Here is a 16350-nt window from a genome sequence, read left to right as displayed (position 1 = left end):
GCGAGCACCGACCGTCTCGACCTTCCTGAGCTCGAACTGTCATGACCTGAGAGGTCAGGAACCGTCCCGCCGGCGGTGCGAGCGCACCAGAGTCCGCAGCATCGTCGCGCCCGCCACCACCGCGCACAGATGCAGCACCACCGCGACGGTGAGGTTCTCGGGCGGGAGTGGGCCGGCCCGGTCCGCCCAGGCCAGGTACAGCGTGACGGGTAGCTTCCAGCCGCTCCACGCGAACAGCGAGCCCGACCCGACCCAGCCGAACACCAGAGGCACCACACGGGGTAACCGGGCGGGCCGTGTTCGGGTGATGACCGCCACAGCGGCGGAGCAGGCCAACGCCCAGAAACCGGAGACCGCTCCCAGCAGGTGCCAGTCGGTCACCCGCTCGGCCGGGTGCGTGATGCCCACGGTGCCGCCTGCCGCCCAGTAGAGCCAGCACAGCCCGACCGCCGCACCGACGACGGCCGCCCAGGGCAGCGCCGTTCGCGGGCCGTCGCCGACCCGCCCCGCGAACGCCTCGGGCCAACGCCGCCGCAGATATGCGGGGACCGCGAAGGCCAGCCCCAGTCCCATCCCCAGAAAGCCGAACTGGACCAGTACGCCCTCCCAGACCGGCATGGCGGGATCGTCCGGATCCGCAGCTCCGCCGGCCGAACCACCGCCCGCATCCAGAAGCGCGCCCAGCACGCCGAACGGGAGTATCGAGACGAGGAATCCCGACCCCACCCACGCGCAGAACGCGACCGGCGCCCCCGGTATCCGCATGCCCCACGGCCGCACCAGCGCGAGCGCCGACGCGATCCCGATCGCGGCCATACCGACCGTGACGGTGTTGAGCACCACCCACTCTGCCCTACCGAAGCCATGGCCCACCGGCAGCAGCCCCATGAGGGAGCCCACCACCCAGGACACCTTGATCAGCAGGTACGGCAACAGAGCCAAGGCCGCCCCGTAGGCCGCCCGCCGCCCGACCCGATCCCAGCGTTCCATTCGAACTCCTCTTTCAGCAGCAGGAATTCAAGTCTCGAAGGCCACCCGAGCGGCCGCATCCCCCGCGTGTCGCACCTGTCTCCCCCATCCGAGGGAGGTGACGGGATACCACGGGCCCATCCGGTTGGGTCGGGCGAGGACGGCACGCACGAAATTTTCACAACTCGGGCCGGCCTGTGCCCGGTACGTGCCGCCTCCGGTGCTCCGGGGCCACCGCAGCCCGCCAGGACCGGCTCCGGGGCCGACCGCAGGGCCGGATCCGTGGTCATCTGTACCCCCGGCCCCCGCTGGGCAGGGCCGGGGCGATGATGTCCCGCCTGGCCTGAACCCGTGCGGTCGGCGGTGCGGTCGACGGGGTCCCGGGCTCCGCGGACGCCGGGAAGTCCCAGGCGGTGGCGGCCCGGACCCTTGCGGCGACGGCGTGTTCGCCCCGGCGGCCGGTAGCGGCGCCATGTCCGGGTGCGGCGGGAAAACGAGGTCCTGGGGTCACCCGCGCGACGGGCAGGGGCGGGGAGTCGTCCACGGGGCGGCTCGCGTGGCCCGTTCGGGGTCGGCCCGACCGGGCCGTGCCTACGTCATGTGCGGAGCACCTTTGCTCGTTCATGACCGGCGCATGGCAGGGATGTTACGCATCCGTGGGCCTCTTGTGGGTGCGACAGGGGTGGGTCAACCTTTCGTAGCGACAGCCTGTCGGGCTTTCGCATTGTCATGGGCATGTCCATGTCCATGTTCGTCAGGTCGCTGTTCCGCCCCACAGCGCCCGCCCAGAGGAGGACCCCCCACATGTCCGCTATGCGTCACACCCGCCGGAGGCTCGCCGGCATCAGCGCGACCGCCGTCGTAGCCCTCGCACTCGGCGCGGCCGCCGCGTTACCCGCCTCGGCGGCCGACAACGCCCCGCAGGGCGTCATCGAGAACGCAGGCGCCGCCGGGACCGTCTCCGGCAGCTACATCGTGACCCTGAAGGACTCCGCCGCCCGCTCCACCGCGGACAGCGGCAAGGCCGTCGCCAAGCGGTACGGCGCGAGGATCGACAAGACCTACAGCGCCGCCCTCAACGGCTACTCCGTCGAGGTCTCCGAGGCGCAGGCGAAGAAGCTCGCCGCCGACCCGGCGGTCAAGTCCGTCGTGCAGAACCGTGTCTTCACCGTCGACGCGACCCAGCCCAACCCGCCGTCCTGGGGCCTGGACCGCATCGACCAGCGCGCCCTCCCGCTCAACCAGAGCTACACCTACCCGGACAAGGCCGGCGAGGGCGTCACCGCCTACATCATCGACACCGGTGTCCGCATCACCCACCAGGACTTCGGCACCCGCGCCTCCTACGGCTACGACGCCATCGACAACGACAACACCGCCCAGGACGGCCACGGCCACGGCACCCACGTCGCCGGCACGGTGGCGGGCGGCGCGTACGGCGTGGCCAAGAAGGCCAAGATCGTGGGCGTCCGCGTGCTCGACAACAACGGCAGTGGCACGACGGCCCAGGTCGTCGCGGGCATCGACTGGGTGACCCGGAACGCGGTCAAGCCGGCCGTGGCCAACATGTCGCTCGGTGGCGGCGCGGACTCCGCGCTCGACACGGCCGTGCGCAACTCCATCGCCTCCGGCATCACCTACGGCGTCGCCGCCGGCAACGAGTCCACCAACGCCTCGACGAAGTCCCCGGCGCGCGTGGCCGAGGCCATCACGGTCGGCGCCACCACCAACACCGACGCCAAGGCCAGTTACTCCAACTACGGCACCGTCCTGGACATCTTCGCGCCGGGCTCCTCCATCACCTCCTCGTGGGGCACCGGCGACACGGCCACCAACACCATCTCCGGCACCTCGATGGCCACCCCGCACGTCGTCGGCGCGGCCGCGCTGTACCTGGCGCAGAACCCGGCGAGCACCCCGGCCCAGGTCCGCGACGGCCTGGTGGCCGCGGCCACCCCCAACGTGGTGACCGGCCCCGGCACGGGATCCCCGAACCTGCTGCTCAACGTCGGTGAGGGCGGCACGGTCCCGCCCGGCAAGCGGTTCGAGAACACCGCCGACTACGCGATCAACGACAACGCCACCGTCGAGTCGCCCGTCACCGTGGGCGGGGTCGCCGGCAACGCCCCGGCGGCACTGGCCGTCGCGGTCGACATCAAGCACACCTACATCGGTGACCTCAAGGTGGACCTGGTCGCGCCCGACGGCACGGTCTACACCCTGCAGAACCGCACGGGTGGCAGCGCGGACAACATCATCAAGACCTTCACGGTCAACGCGTCCGCCGAGGTGGCCGACGGAGTGTGGAAGCTCCGGGTGAACGACAACGCCAACATCGACACCGGCAAGATCGACTCGTGGGCGCTCCAGTTCTGAGACCGGGAACGGCGCGTGACTTCTGAGCCGCGATGAACAGGCGGGGGCGACCACAGGGCGGTCGCCCCCGCCGCTTCGTGCCCCACGCCCACGACGGGCGCAAAAAACAATAGGCAAAGAGGTGTATCACTCCTTGCCACTCTCAAGGTATAGCGCACCGGGGGGCTTGCGGCAAGGCCCCCGTCGTGCCGCAGAATCTCCCATCGAAGCCCGGAACGGAGTGAAATCCGGGATTCGCGAGGTCTGTACGCCTATATCGGCATACGGGTCTCGTGCGACATTTCTATGGGGGATTTCTGATGACCGACGTGACCGACGTGACCGACGTGATCGTTGTCGGCGGTGGACCGACCGGTCTGATGCTGGCCTGTGAGTTGAGGCTGCACGGTGTGCGCGTGCTCGTGCTCGAGAAGGAGACGGAGCCGACGCCGTTCGTCCGCGCACTCGGCCTCCATGTGCGCAGCATCGAGGTGATGGCCCAACGCGGCCTGTTGGAGCGGTTCCTCGAGCACGGCCGGCGCTTCGAGGTCGGTGGCTTCTTCGCCGGCCTCGGCACGTCCTGGCCCGACGGGATGGACACCGCCCACTCGTACGTGCTCGGCATCCCCCAACCCGTCACCGATCGCCTGCTGTCCGAGCGCGCCACCGAGCTCGGCGCCGAGATCCGGCGCGGCCACGAACTGATCGGGCTGAGCCAGGACGAGGAGGGGGTGAGCGTCGAGCTGGCCGACGGTACGGAGTTGCGCTCGCGCCTTCTCGTCGGCTGCGACGGAGGCCGCAGCACGGTACGCAAGCTCCTCGGCATCGCCTTCCCCGGCGACCCCTCTCGGGTCGAGACACTGCTCGGCGAGATGGAGTTGACCGCTGAGCCCGCAACGCTGGCCGCCGTGATGGCCGAGGTACGCAAGACGCAACTGCGGTTCGGCGCGGCGCCTCTCGGCAACGGCGTGTACCGCGTCGTCGTACCCGCCGAGGGGGTGGCGCAGGACCGGGCCGCCCCGCCGACCTTCGAGGAGTTCACGCAGCGGCTGCGGGCCATCGGCGGGACCGACTTCGGCGCGCACTCACCGCGTTGGCTGTCGCGGTTCGGCGATGCCACCCGGCAGGCCGAGCGCTACCGGGTCGGTCGGGTCCTGCTGGCCGGCGACGCCGCGCACATCCACCCGCCCACCGGCGGCCAAGGCCTCAACCTCGGCATCCAGGACGCCTTCAACCTCGGCTGGAAACTGGCCGCCGAGGTGAGCGGCTGGGCGCCGGAGGGCCTGCTGGACACCTACGAGGCCGAACGCCACCCGGTGGCCGCCGACGTGCTGGACAACACCCGCGCGCAGATGGAGCTGATGTCCACGGAACCCGGGGCCCGGGCGGTGCGTCGGCTGCTGTCCGAGCTGATGGAGTTCGAGGACGTCAACCGCTACCTGATCGAGAAGATCACCGCCATCGGGGTCCGCTACGACTTCGGCGAGGGCCACGAACTGCTCGGCCGGCGGATGCGGGACATCACGCTGCAACGGGGGAGTCTCTACGAGCTGACGCACGAGGGCCGCGGCCTGCTGCTCGACCGGACCGGTCGGCTCTCGGTGGCGGGCTGGGCCGACCGCGTCGACCACGTCGTGGACGCCGGCGAGGAACTGGACGTGCCCGCGGTACTGCTCCGCCCGGACGGGCACGTGGCGTGGGTCGGCGACGACCAGCGGGATCTGCTCGACCGGTTGCCCGTGTGGTTCGGCGCCGCCCACCACTAGGCCGTCTTTTTCGGATCTTGTCGGGCCCGCGTCGCCCGGCACCGCACGCCGCGGGCTCGGCCTCCACGATCCGAAAGAGACGGCCTAGGCTCTGACGTGCACCGGCCATTTCCGGCCGGGGCGCCGAGATCGGCCGTCCGGACATCGCGCGGAGCAGCACATGGCAGTGAACCGTAGGCCGCGTCCCGGCGCGCGTCTGCCCGTCGGCGTGGGCTGGGCTCTCACCCTCGCCTTCGATTGCGTGGCCACCACCCTGACGTCCCTGGCATTGTGTGCCGTGGGTCTCCTGCTGCCGGGTATCACGGAGGACTACGGCCCCGCCACGGGGCCTACCTCGCCCACGGCGCTCGCCGTCTTCGCTTGCGCCCTCGCCCTGATCGCCACCCTGGCCGTGACCGCGACCCTGCTGGCACGGCCCGGGGCCGACCGGGCCCGCGGCATCGCACTGTGGCTCTCGGCCGGGCGCCTCGCGCTGTTGGTGGGCGCCACGGCGACCTTCGTCGCGTACGGAATCCTAACCGTCGAGCCCTGAGGGAGCGAGATCAGGAAGCGGGCGTGCGCGGAACCCGGGGGGCGTCCTCCGGCAGGTACTGCGGGACCGTGGCCGCCCCGTCGGCGCGCACCGCATCCACCACGGCCTGGTGCAGCAGACGGCTGAACTCCTCCGATTCGCAGCGCACCGGACTGCCGGTCACGGTGAACCAGTCCGAGCCGCCGGAGTACTGCACCGCCACCTGGGCCTCCGGGCTCGACCAGGTGGTGTGCACGGTCAGATCCCCGCTGAGGACTCCCGCCTCGTCGGTGCGTACTCCGCCGCGTCCGGCGAAGACTCCTGTCGTCGTCCACGAAGCCCAGGTCATGGCGCATCGCCCCTCACCGCGGAGTGCCTCTGATGCTTCCACGCTACGGCGGGACCGCGATTCCCGCGTCCCCGCGACGGGCGCGGGAGGCCGGCGCGGGCCGGTGGCCGGGATCAATGGCCGGCGGCGGCCTTGACCAGGGCGACCGCGGTGCCGATGGCCGCGTCCAGGGTGCCGGCCAGCAGCGCCAGGCCCGTGCCGCCGCCCATGCGGACGCCGCCGTACCAGCCCCACGTGAAGAGCCCGGCGACGCTGACCCCGGCGGAGATGAGCAGGGCGGTGTCCACGTCCATCAGCCCGAGTGCCGCCGCGCCGATCAGGACCAGCGGGCCCGCGGCGGACAGCAGCAGCGGGCTGCTGACCGACAGCATGCGGCGCAGCTCGTGGCCGGTCGCCAGCCGGCCGTGGACGACGCGGTGGGCCTGCTGGTCCGCGACCAGCGCGGCCAGCCAGAGGCCCACCGCGGCGGTCAGCACGGTCGCGGCGGCTCCGGTGGCGCCGATGTGCTCGGAACCCGCGAGCCCGATCACCACCGAGATCATGGTGATGGTGGCGTACAGCCGCTCCTTCAGCCGCGCGGCGGCGAACCGGGGATCGCGATCGAAGGCCTGCTCGTCGTCCGCTCCGGGAGCGGCGCCGCCGGGGGAGCCGGCCGGGGGCGTCTCGTCAGGGGCCATGGCGCCTACGGTAGGGCCGGCCGGCGGCCCAGCCCCGCAGGCCGAGCGGGCAGCGCGCCGTCCGGGCGACACGGCGGTACTCCGCCGGCTCGACCAGCCCTACCGGAGCCGCGCCCGCCTGTCATCCCGCAATGTTCCGGATCCCCCGGTCCCGGCCGCCGTTGCTACGTTCCCAAGCGCCAGCCCACACCACTGCGCCGCCGGATCCGTGAACACCGTCCGGCGTCGCACCCTTGCGACCAGGAGGCCCCGTTGGCCGCGAACCACCCCACCCGCAGGAACATCCTCAAGACCGCCGGCGGCCTCTCGGCCGCGATGGCCCTGGGCGCCGGGGGCGTCCTGTCGGCGGCCTCCCCGGCCGCGGCCGTCGGCGACGGATTCGGCCTGCGGATCGTCGACCGCAACGAGAACGACCACCGGATGTGGTACTACCGGTTCGACACCGAGGCCATCGGCTGGGACCCGGCGGTCAACGTCCTGCTCCCCGACGACTACCACTGGAGCGGGCGCACCTATCCCGTCCTCTACCTCTTCCACGGAGGGGGTACGGACCAGGACTTCATCACCTTCGACCGCGAGCGCATCCGGGACTGGACCGCGGGCAAGCCGATCATCGTGGTGATGCCGGACGGCGGCCACGCGGGCTGGTACTCCAACCCGGTGAGCTCCAACGTCGGTCCCCGGAACTGGGAGCACTTCCACATCGCCCAGCTGCTCCCGTGGGTCGAGGCGAACTTCCGTACCTTCGCCGAATACGACGGCCGGGCCGTCGGCGGCTTCTCGATGGGTGGCTTCGGCGCACTGAAGTACGCCGCCAAGTACTGGGGCCACTTCGCCTCGGTCAGCGCCCACTCGGGCCCCGCCAGCATGCGCCGCGACAACGGCCTCGTGACCCACTGGGCCAACCTCTCCTCCGCTGCTCTGGACCTGGGCGGCGGTACGGTCTACGGCGCGCCGCTGTGGGACGAGGCGCGGGTGAACGCGGACAACCCGGTGCAGCGCATCGAGAGCTACCGCAACAAGCGGGTCTTCCTGGTCGCGGGCACCAGTCCCGACCCGATCAGCTGGTTCGACACCGCCAACGAGACCCAGGTGCTCGCCGGTCAGCGGGAGTTCCGCGGCCTCCTCGACCGCGCCGGCATCCCGCACGAGTCGCACGAGGTCCCCGGCGGCCACTTCGTCCGCCACGACCTGCTGGACCACGACATCAACGGCATCATCGCGCGGCTCCGCAAGGCCTGACCGGCTCGACGAACCAGGGGGAGGAACGTCTCGTGATTCTCGGCATGTCCCGACGCCGACTCATGTCGGTGCTGATTCCGGCGGCCGTGGCCGCCGCGGTACTGCCGGCGGTGGTGGCCCCGTCCACGGCCGCCGCCCGGACCGCCGGCTTCGCCGCCTCGTGCCCGACGTCCGGTTTCATTTCCCAGTACTACAGCCAGGAGCACAACGGCATCGACATCGCGAACGACTACGGCACCCCGATCCACGCCGTGGGCGACGGCGAGGTCACCATCTCGGGCTACGAACCCGGCTACGGCCAGTGGATCCGCATCCGGCACGTCGACGGGACGGTGACCGAGTACGGGCACATGCAGCAGCGGGACGTCGCCGTCGGCGACCACGTGGTGGCGGGCCAGCGCATCGCCCTGATGGGCAGCGAGGGCCAGTCCAGCGGCCCCCACCTCCACCTGCGGGTCTGGGCCGACCCGAACACGAGCATCCGCACCGACCCCGTCCCCTACCTGTCGGAGCGCGGGGTGGAGATGCCCTGCACACCGGGCCAGGGGCCCGGCCCCGGTCCGGCACCGGTCGTGCATCCGGTGGAGTCGGGGCGGGTGGTGTCGGCGCGGTCGGCGGACGGCCGGTTGGAGGTGTTCGCGGCCGGCGCGGACGGTGTGCACCACGCCTGGCAGACGGCAGCCAACGGTGGTTGGTCCGCCTGGGAGAACCTGGGCGGTCCCGGCAACGCCGAGCTGGCCGTCTCGCCCAACGCGGACGGCCGACTCGAACTCCTGGCCATCAACGGCAGTACCTTCCAGCACCGGTACCAGAGCGCGCCCTCGGGCGGCTGGTCGGGGTGGGAGTCCTTCGGGGGTGGCGGTGGGGATATCGCGGCCGGTACGAATGCCGACGGTCGTATCGAGGTGTTCGCCTCGGGGCCGGTGGGGATCTTCCATCGGTACCAGAGCGCGCCCAACGGTGGCTGGTCCGAGTGGGAGTCCACGGGCGGGGGACCGGCTCTCGGTCGGATCGAGATGGAGAAGGCGCCGGACGGGCGGCTGGAGGTCTTCGCCGTCAACGGGGACGTTTTCCAGCACCAGTACCAGACCTCTGTGAACGGGGGCTGGTCCGCCTGGGAGAACTTCGGCGGTGGTGGACACGACCTCACGGTCGATCACAATGCCGACGGCCGCCTGGAAGTCTTCGCCTCCGGGCCGGTGGGTGTCTTCCACAAGTACCAGACCGGTCCCGCCGGTTGGTCGGAGTGGGAACCGGCCGGCGGGCCCGCCGACTCCCAGCTCACCAGTGATCGGACGGCCGACGGCCGCGTCGAGGTCTTCGCCATCAACGGCACCACGGCAGTACAGGCCTGGCAGACCGGAGTCAACGCCCCGTACAGCCCGTGGGCCGACTTCGGCGGGGGCGGCACCGAGATCACCGCCACCACCAATGCCGACGGGCGCATCGAGGTCTTCGGGACCAGCGGTGCCGGTGTCTTCCACAAGTGGCAGACCGGCTTCGCCACCTGGTCCGAGTGGGCCTGGGTCAGCAACACCGCAGGCCCCGCCGTCAACTGACCCCACACCACGCCCGAAGGGGGCAGCGTTGTCCAACACTCAGGGCTCCTCACACCTCGCAGCGACATCACCGCGGCGGCGCATCGGCCACCGCCTGGCCGCGTCGGCGCTGGCCTCGCTCCTCGTCGCCGCGGGACTGGTCGCCGGCGCCTCGCCCGCGTACGCCGCCCCGAGCGACCTCTGCGCCCAGGTCGGCTACAGCGCGGGCTGGCGGGGCGAGGCCTTGGAGTTCGCCGTCGCGATCGCGCTGGCCGAGTCCAGTTGCAATCCGAGCGCGTTCAACAGGCAGGGAAACGTCGACGCCGAAGGGTCGACCGACCGGGGGCTGTGGCAGATCAACGACTTCTACCACCCGGACGTCTCCGACGCCTGTGCCTACGACGCTCAGTGCAACGCGAACGAGGCGTTCCGCATCTCCTCCGGCGGGACGAACTGGCAGCCTTGGTCGACGTACAACCGGGGCCACCACTGGCGTCACATGGACGAGGCACGCGCGGCCGTGGCGCGCCTCGGACAGCCGGGCGGCCCCGGTCCGGCTCCGCTAGTGCATCCGGTGGAGTCGGGGCGGGTGGTGTCGGCGCGGTCGGCGGACGGCCGGTTGGAGGTGTTCGCGGCGGGTGCGGACGGTGTGCACCACGCCTGGCAGACCGACGCGAACCGTGGCTGGTCCGCCTGGGAGAACCTGGGCGGTCCCGGAGGCGCCGAGCTGGCCATCGCGACGAACGCGGACGGCCGGTTGGAGATGTTCGCGATCAACGGCAGTACTTTCCAGCACCGGTACCAGAGCGCGCCCTCGGGCGGCTGGTCCGGGTGGGAGTCCTTCGGGGGCGGCGGGCGTGACATTGCGGCCGGTACGAATGCCGACGGTCGTATCGAGGTGTTCGCCTCGGGGCCGGCGGGGATCTTCCATCGGTACCAGAGCGCTCCCAACGGTGGTTGGTCCGAGTGGGAGTCCACGGGCGGGGGACCGGCTCTCGGTCGGATCGAGATGGAGAAGGCGCCGGACGGGCGGCTGGAGGTCTTCGCCGTCAACGGGGACGTTTTCCAGCACCAGTACCAGACCTCTGTGAACGGGGGCTGGTCCGCCTGGGAGAACTTCGGCGGTGGTGGACACGACCTCACGGTCGATCACAATGCCGACGGCCGCCTGGAAGTCTTCGCCTCCGGGCCGGTGGGTGTCTTCCACAAGTACCAGACCGGTTCGGCCGGTTGGTCGGAGTGGGAACCGGCCGGCGGGCCCGCCGACTCCCAGCTCACCAGCGAACGTACTCCCGACGGCCGCGTCGAGGTCTTCGCGATCAACGGCACCACGGCAGTACAGGCCTGGCAGACCGGAGTCAACGCCCCGTACAGCCCGTGGACCGACTTCGGCGGGGGCGGCACCGAGATCACCGCCACCACCAATGCCGACGGTCGTATCGAGGTCTTCGGGACCAGCGGTGCCGGTGTCTTCCACAAGTGGCAGACCGGCTTCGCCACCTGGTCCGAGTGGGCCTGGGTCAGCAACACCGCAGGCCCCGCCGTCAACTGACCTGACGTCGCTCCGGCAGCGGCCGGTCCAGGGGCGGCAGAGTCCAAGCCGTCATCACCGTTGGCCGGATCTGTACCCGCGTCCAGGAGCGGCCGAGCGGTGCCTGGCGCCCCTGGAGCGCCTTCGGGGAAAGCCAGGTCGCACCGCTCCGGCCAGGCTCTCCACCCGCTGGACCCGCTCCTGGGCGCCTGCGGAAATGGCCGATGTCCCACCGTGCAGCCACGCTTCCAGCCGGTAACGTTCCTTGTCCGACGTCTTGTCAACACGTCGGGCAGGGGGAACGGTGAGCGGCATAGTCGTGCATCTGCCGCAGGGGAGCGGCGGCGCCGCCGACGGGGAGCCGGGCGGCGATTCGGTGACCTTACGGCTCGGCCCGGGCGAGGTCGCGCGGTTCGGGCGCGGAACCTCGACCACACCGGTCGAGCTGTGCCTCGCCGACGAGGCCGTCTCCCGGCTCGCCGGAGAGATCCGGGTCGTCGACGACCACTGGCAACTCACCAACCACAGCAGTACCCAGAGCTATCTCGTGGAGAATCCGGAGGGGGCCGGCGAGTACCTGCGGGTGTCGCCGCGCCGGGCCGGCGCGCCCATCCCCTTCGAGTTCGCCCGGGTGGTGCTGCCCACGCGCCGCGGCACCACGGTCTCCTTCCAGGTGTACGCCCCCGACCACCTCTACCTGGACCCGCCCCGTACCGAAGGCAGTTGGACCGGCCGTACGGTCACGGCGTATTCCCTGGACGAGACGGCCACCTACTTCCTGGTACTCGTCGCGCTCTGCGAACCCTGGCTGCGCGACCGGTCCCCGGTCGCGGTGCCCACCACCCCGCAGATCGTCGAACGCCTGCGGGGACACGCCACCGGCGGCCGGCTCACGGCGCGCGCCGTCAGTTCCCACATCGACTACCTGGCCGACGAGAAACTGCGGATCGGCGTCCCGGCCGCCGCCTTCGCCGCGGCCGAAACCGGCGGCGGTGCCGGTACGGGTGCCACGGACCGCCGCAACGGCAAGCGGGACGCGGTCGTCGGGATCGCCCTGCGGTTCGGCATCGTGCGCGAGGAGCACCTCCCGCTGCTGCCGCCCCGGGCCGAATCGGGCGCACGGGGACGGTAGGCGACGTGACGCGGGTGCAGGGCCTGGGCGCCTCGTGGGACAGCAGCCACACCGAACTGCTGCCGCCGGGCCATCGGGTGGGCGACTGGGTGGTCACCGAACCGATCGGGGCCGGCGGCTGGGCGACCGTCTACGCCGGACGCCGGGTCGACGCCCGCGCGGCGCGGGCCGCCGCCGCACGCGGGGAGTCCGCCGAGGTGGCCCTGAAGATCATGCCGACCGCCGGACTCGCCCCTCGCCAGGCCCGGAACGTCGCCGAGGCCGCCCGGCGCGAAGTCGAGATCGGAGTGCGTGCGGGGCATCCGAGGCTCGTCCGGCTGCTCGACAGCACCGTCCTGGACGCGCCGGACCACCCGGCCTCGGACGGCGCCGTCGTGCTGGTCATGGAGCGTGCCACGGGCAGCCTCCGGGACCTGCTCGACTCCGGGGTGACCGAGACCGAAGGCGGCCGGCTGATCGCCGAGATCTGCGAAGGGCTGGCCCATCTGCACCGCGTGGGCTGGGTGCACGCCGACCTCAAGCCCGACAACGTCCTCATCGGCGAGGACGGTTCGGTCAAGCTCTCGGACTTCGGGCTCGCCACCGAGCTGACCGGCACCCACGGGTACGCGCCCCCGATGGGCACCCTGGACTACCTCCCGCCCGAACGCTGGAAGGCCCCCCTGGGCGAGCGGGGCGTGGAGATCCGACCGAGCGCCGACATCTGGGCCCTGGGCATCGTGATCCACGAGGTCTTCGCATCGGGCGCCCCACTGTTCCCCGGGGCCACCCCGGCCGCGCGCGGAGCCGCCGTCCAGGAGTACGCCGCGGGGCGGGCGCCGCTGCGCATGGCCCACGGCATCCCGGAGTTCTGGCGGGCGCTGGCCGCCGACTGCCTCGCCCCGACGCACGCCGCCCGCGCCGCGCACACCGCCGAGAGCCTGCTGGAGCGGATCACCGCCCAGCGGGTCGGCGCGCCCGGCTCGGCCCGCCGGTACCGGCCGGTCCGCCTCGGGCGGGCGACGCGGGCCGCCCTCCTCGCCGTCGCGGCGGCGGGGGCGGTCGGTTCCGCCCTCTGGTCGTACGCAGCCCGGGACGCGGCCGAGGAACCACCCGGCCGGATCCGGGTGTTCAACGCCGAACTCGCCTGCCAGGACCGGACGGACCGGGACCCGCGGTGCAGCCTCGGTCTGGCGGTCGATCCCATGCGGCCCTACACCGCGGGGAACGTCACGTCGACGCGCGTCTGGCACGCCGACGTCCTCGACGCCGACTGCCAACTGCCGCGCGGCGAGGTGGTCATCGATGAGTCGGACCTACGGTCCACGCACTGGTTCCGGGTCCGGCTGCCAGGCCCGGACCCGGACGCCAGGGGGTGGCTGCCGGCCGTACGGACGAAGGACCGTCCGGAACTCCCGAACTGCCCGACACCCACAGCTGGTCAGGCTCCCTAACTCTGCCGCCTCCTGGTCGCGCGACGGGGTCACGGTCGGCGTGGTGCGCACCCAGCGCGCCCAGGCCCGTACCTACCTCGACGATGTCGCCTCTGCCGCACCACCCCGCCCGACCTGACCGGCGTCCCGGTCACGGTCATCTCCGGTGGCCTCCAGGGGGGCGACCGATCATGTCATGGGCCGCGCCACCGGACGACGATGCTCCGGCGCGGGCTTCCCGTTCGGACCGGTCGGGTCCGTGCGACCGGTTCGGCGCAGGGCGGCGGGCGTGGTGCCGTACCAGCGCTGTACCGCCCGGCGCAGGGCGCGCGCGTCGGCGTATCCGCTGCGGGCGGCGATCGCGTCGATGCTGAGTTCGGTGCCGTGGAGCAGCCGTGTGATGTGGTCCCGGCGCGCGGCCTCGACCTCGTTGCTCCATGTGGTGTCGTGTTCGTCGAGGCGGCGCTGGAGGGTCCGCGGACTGACGGACAGGCGCCGCGCCACCATGGGCAGCGTGGGGAAGGTCTCGTCGTGGACGGAGGCCAGCGCGGTGCGGAAGAGGTCCAGCCAGCTGTGCAGGGGGATCGCGGTGGCGAGGGTCTGATCGGCGTGTCTGCGCAGCACGTCCGACAGCCCGGGCTGCGCGTGCGGTGTCGGCGCGGTCAGGTCGACGGCGCGGAAGGTGAGGGAGCTGATCGGCGCCTCGAACTCGATGTGGGCGGTGCCGTACAGCTCTATCAGAGGATGGTGCCGGCGAGGTGCCCTGGCGGCCAGGGTGACACGTAGGGGTACGAGGCGGCGCTGTGCGGCCGCGCTGAGCCGCCGTTGGTACAGGCCGAGGGCGAAAGCGCGGATGGCGCAGGCCGGTTCGTAACCCGGATCCGCCTCGTTGACATGGCTGATGACGATCTGCTCGCCGTCCTCCGTGATCCGCAGGCTGTCCGTGCCGGGGTCGGCGACGACCGCGAGGTAGGCGGCGGCGTCGCGGATCCCTTCCAGCGGAGTGGGCGCCGAGGTGATCAGGTAGTCCCAGACCCCGAGGGTGCCGATACCCGACTGCTCGGCCAAGAGCAGCGACAACTCGGGCCAGGGAACACGGACGGTCGTCAGTTCCGCGATGCGGATGCCGGTGGCCGCGGGCGTCCGGCACAGGTCGTCGTCGAGATGCTCGGGCGCCACGCCCAGCAGGTGCGCGTACCCGTGCGCGGGTATGTCGAACAGGCGTGCCGCGGTGACGCTGAGCCGGGTGATGGCCGAGGAGGTGGTGCCCTGGTGTGCTTGCGTGATCACAGGGGCAGAGCATAGACGAGCAGGAATTGCCCGCTCGTCCGCACGGGACGGCGCGGAATGTCCCCAACTCGGCGTGCGGAGTCCCCCCGTGGCGCGGACGGTCCCCTGGCCGGCGTGAGCTGCCCTGGGCCGGGTGGTTTGCGTGGCCCTAGCGTGGTGTTCGTTCCCGAGGGGAACGCGCCGCCGATCCGTATCACGAGGAGTACCCGTGGAGTTGACCCGAGACGATTTCGCGCTCGCCGCCTGGGCGCCGGCTCCGGCGTGATGTCGGCCGGACCCGGTGAACGCACTGTCCTGGACGGGGGTCTGGGCAGTGCGCGGTACCGGGGCCGGCCGGGCACGGCCGGCGGTCCGCACGGTGGGTGAGGTCAGTGCGGAATGCTGTCGATCAGCTCGCGGGCACCCTGGCGCAGGAGGGCGACGGCGACGGACGTGCCGAGGGTCGCCGGGTCGAGACGGCCCGCCCACTCGTGCGCGTTCAGGACGTCCTTGCCGTCCGGTGAGAACACACAGGCGCGGAGGGAGAGATCCCCTCCCCGTTCCGCCCGCGCGTACCCCGCGATCGGGCTGTTGCAGTGGCCTTGCAGGACGTGCAGGAGCATCCGCTCGGCGACCGTCTCACGGTGCGTGTCCGGGTGGCCGAGCGCGCTGACGGTGTCGATGAGTCGGGTGTCGTCCTCCCGGCACTGGAGCGCGAGGACGCCGGCGCCGATCGGCGGCATGAGGGTGTCCACCGGGACGATCTCCGTGATGACGTCCGCGCGGCCGATGCGGTGGAGTCCGGCGACGGCCAGGAGGAGCGCGTCCGCCTCACCGGCGGCGAGCTTCTCCAGCCGCCTGTTGGCGTTCCCGCGCATCGGGACGCACTCCACATGCGGGTACGCGGCGGCGAGCTGGGCGATCCGGCGCACGGAGGAGGTCCCGACGCGGGTACCGGGCGGCAGCCGGTCGAGGGTGAGCCCCTCGGGGTGGATCAGGGCGTCGCGGATGTCGTCGCGTTCCAGGAACGCCGCGAAGACGGTCCCGGCGGGCAGCGGCCGGTCGGCCGGGACGTCCTTGACGCAGTGCACGGCGAGGTCCGCCTCACCGGCGAGGATCGCGGCGTCGACCTCCTTGGTGAACGCGCCCTTGCCCTCGCCCTGGGAGAGGTCTCCCATCCACTTGTCGCCGGTGGTCTTCACCGGCAGGACGGTGGTCCTGATCTCCGGGTGGAGTGCCGCGAGCTCGGCGCGGACGCGCTCCACCTGGGCCAGGGCCATCGGCGAGTCACGGGAGACGATACGGATCAGATCAGCGGGCATGCGGGCACGATACGCCCTCCGACCGCGCCGGCGGGCATCGGTGCCGAGGGCCACAGCCCTTGCCCGGCAAGGAAGTTGGCGCTTTCGGGAACATGTTCGAGGCAGTCGACGCGCCACGGCCGGTCGCCCTCGGACCGCACGGCCCACGGCCTCGATCCGTCCCGGCGGGCGCGCCCGCGGACCCCAGGGGCGCGGCGCGCGTGCCTGCGACCGGTACTCCTGCTGGAATGGCTGCTTCGGTGGTCCATGGCGAGGAGGTCCGTTGCCGGAGCGTGGC

13 protein-coding genes are annotated in these 16350 nt (G+C 71.9%); 8 read left to right on the top strand and 5 right to left on the bottom strand.

The annotated features are described in order from the left end of the window. Window positions 1–54: 54 nt before the first annotated feature. Window positions 55–990: a hypothetical protein gene (locus BCL76_RS32060; protein ID WP_109782858.1), complete on the bottom strand. Its 936-nt coding sequence runs from the start codon at window positions 988–990 to the stop codon at window positions 55–57. A 783-nt stretch (window positions 991–1773) separates the two neighbouring features. On the opposite strand from BCL76_RS32060, the gene BCL76_RS32055 reads away from it, so the two are divergent. The 3 genes from BCL76_RS32055 (at window position 1774) to BCL76_RS32045 (ending at window position 5622) form a co-directional block, all read left to right on the top strand. Further along, window positions 1774–3345, top strand: a complete 1572-nt coding sequence (locus tag BCL76_RS32055) for a S8 family peptidase (RefSeq protein WP_109782857.1) — start codon at window positions 1774–1776, stop codon at window positions 3343–3345. A 317-nt stretch (window positions 3346–3662) separates the two neighbouring features. Further along, on the top strand, window positions 3663–5090 hold the full coding sequence (gene rox, locus BCL76_RS32050) for a rifampin monooxygenase (RefSeq protein WP_109782938.1): 1428 nt from the start codon (window positions 3663–3665) through the stop codon (window positions 5088–5090). Between the two features lie 160 nt (window positions 5091–5250). After that, complete coding sequence (locus tag BCL76_RS32045; protein WP_109782856.1) at window positions 5251–5622, top strand: hypothetical protein; 372 nt, start codon at window positions 5251–5253, stop codon at window positions 5620–5622. A 10-nt stretch (window positions 5623–5632) separates the two neighbouring features. On the opposite strand, the gene BCL76_RS32040 is transcribed toward BCL76_RS32045, so the two are convergent. Together BCL76_RS32040 and BCL76_RS32035 are read right to left on the bottom strand one after the other, a co-directional pair. Continuing rightward, window positions 5633–5950, bottom strand: coding sequence for a hypothetical protein (locus BCL76_RS32040; RefSeq protein WP_109782855.1), 318 nt, complete (start codon window positions 5948–5950; stop codon window positions 5633–5635). Between the two features lie 113 nt (window positions 5951–6063). Continuing rightward, window positions 6064–6627 carry a hypothetical protein gene (locus tag BCL76_RS32035; protein ID WP_258310020.1) on the bottom strand — a complete coding sequence of 188 codons (564 nt, stop codon included), beginning with the start codon at window positions 6625–6627 and terminating at the stop codon, window positions 6064–6066. A 315-nt stretch (window positions 6628–6942) separates the two neighbouring features. Here BCL76_RS32035 and BCL76_RS32030 point away from each other — a divergent pair, with 315 nt between their 5' ends. The 5 genes from BCL76_RS32030 to BCL76_RS32010 all read left to right on the top strand — a co-directional run bounded on the left by BCL76_RS32030 (window position 6943) and on the right by BCL76_RS32010 (window position 13503). Next, window positions 6943–7869, top strand: coding sequence for an alpha/beta hydrolase (locus BCL76_RS32030; RefSeq protein WP_373297485.1), 927 nt, complete (start codon window positions 6943–6945; stop codon window positions 7867–7869). A gap of 44 nt (window positions 7870–7913) precedes the next feature. Next, window positions 7914–9428 (top strand): peptidoglycan DD-metalloendopeptidase family protein, encoded by a 1515-nt coding sequence (locus BCL76_RS32025; protein ID WP_181382818.1) that lies wholly within the window; start codon window positions 7914–7916, stop codon window positions 9426–9428. Between the two features lie 28 nt (window positions 9429–9456). Next, window positions 9457–10959, top strand: a complete 1503-nt coding sequence (locus BCL76_RS32020) for a transglycosylase SLT domain-containing protein (RefSeq protein WP_258310019.1) — start codon at window positions 9457–9459, stop codon at window positions 10957–10959. 283 nt (window positions 10960–11242) lie between these two features. Next, the gene (locus BCL76_RS32015; protein ID WP_181382817.1) at window positions 11243–12070 is read left to right on the top strand and encodes a serine/threonine protein kinase; all 828 of its coding nucleotides are present in this window, start codon (window positions 11243–11245) and stop codon (window positions 12068–12070) included. A gap of 5 nt (window positions 12071–12075) precedes the next feature. Further along, window positions 12076–13503 carry a serine/threonine-protein kinase gene (locus BCL76_RS32010; RefSeq protein WP_375137989.1) on the top strand — a complete coding sequence of 476 codons (1428 nt, stop codon included), beginning with the start codon at window positions 12076–12078 and terminating at the stop codon, window positions 13501–13503. Window positions 13504–13671: 168 nt separating this feature from the next. On the opposite strand, the gene BCL76_RS32005 is transcribed toward BCL76_RS32010, so the two are convergent. Continuing rightward, window positions 13672–14772, bottom strand: a complete 1101-nt coding sequence (locus BCL76_RS32005) for an AraC family transcriptional regulator (RefSeq protein WP_181382816.1) — start codon at window positions 14770–14772, stop codon at window positions 13672–13674. A gap of 368 nt (window positions 14773–15140) precedes the next feature. Continuing rightward, entirely contained in the window at window positions 15141–16073 is a 933-nt protein-coding gene (gene hemC / locus BCL76_RS32000) for a hydroxymethylbilane synthase (RefSeq protein WP_109782852.1), read from the bottom strand. Between the last annotated feature and the right edge of the window lie 277 nt (window positions 16074–16350).

The sequence above is a fragment of the Streptomyces sp. CG 926 genome (genome assembly GCF_003148825.1).
In the GTDB taxonomy this organism is placed as follows: Bacteria; Actinomycetota; Actinomycetes; order Streptomycetales; family Streptomycetaceae; genus Streptomyces.
This window is presented reverse-complemented; position numbering and strand designations above follow the sequence as displayed.

Coding starts and splice junctions, on each gene's coding strand:
- BCL76_RS32060 (WP_109782858.1), bottom strand. CDS start 990: ATGGAACGCTGGGATCGGGTCGGGCGGCGGGCGGCCTACGGGGCGGCC.
- BCL76_RS32040 (WP_109782855.1), bottom strand. CDS start 5,950: ATGACCTGGGCTTCGTGGACGACGACAGGAGTCTTCGCCGGACGCGGC.
- BCL76_RS32035 (WP_258310020.1), bottom strand. CDS start 6,627: ATGGCCCCTGACGAGACGCCCCCGGCCGGCTCCCCCGGCGGCGCCGCT.
- hemC (WP_109782852.1), bottom strand. CDS start 16,073: ATGCCCGCTGATCTGATCCGTATCGTCTCCCGTGACTCGCCGATGGCC.
- BCL76_RS32030 (WP_373297485.1), top strand. CDS start 6,943: ATGGCCCTGGGCGCCGGGGGCGTCCTGTCGGCGGCCTCCCCGGCCGCG.
- BCL76_RS32045 (WP_109782856.1), top strand. CDS start 5,251: ATGGCAGTGAACCGTAGGCCGCGTCCCGGCGCGCGTCTGCCCGTCGGC.
- BCL76_RS32055 (WP_109782857.1), top strand. CDS start 1,774: ATGTCCGCTATGCGTCACACCCGCCGGAGGCTCGCCGGCATCAGCGCG.
- BCL76_RS32025 (WP_181382818.1), top strand. CDS start 7,914: ATGTCCCGACGCCGACTCATGTCGGTGCTGATTCCGGCGGCCGTGGCC.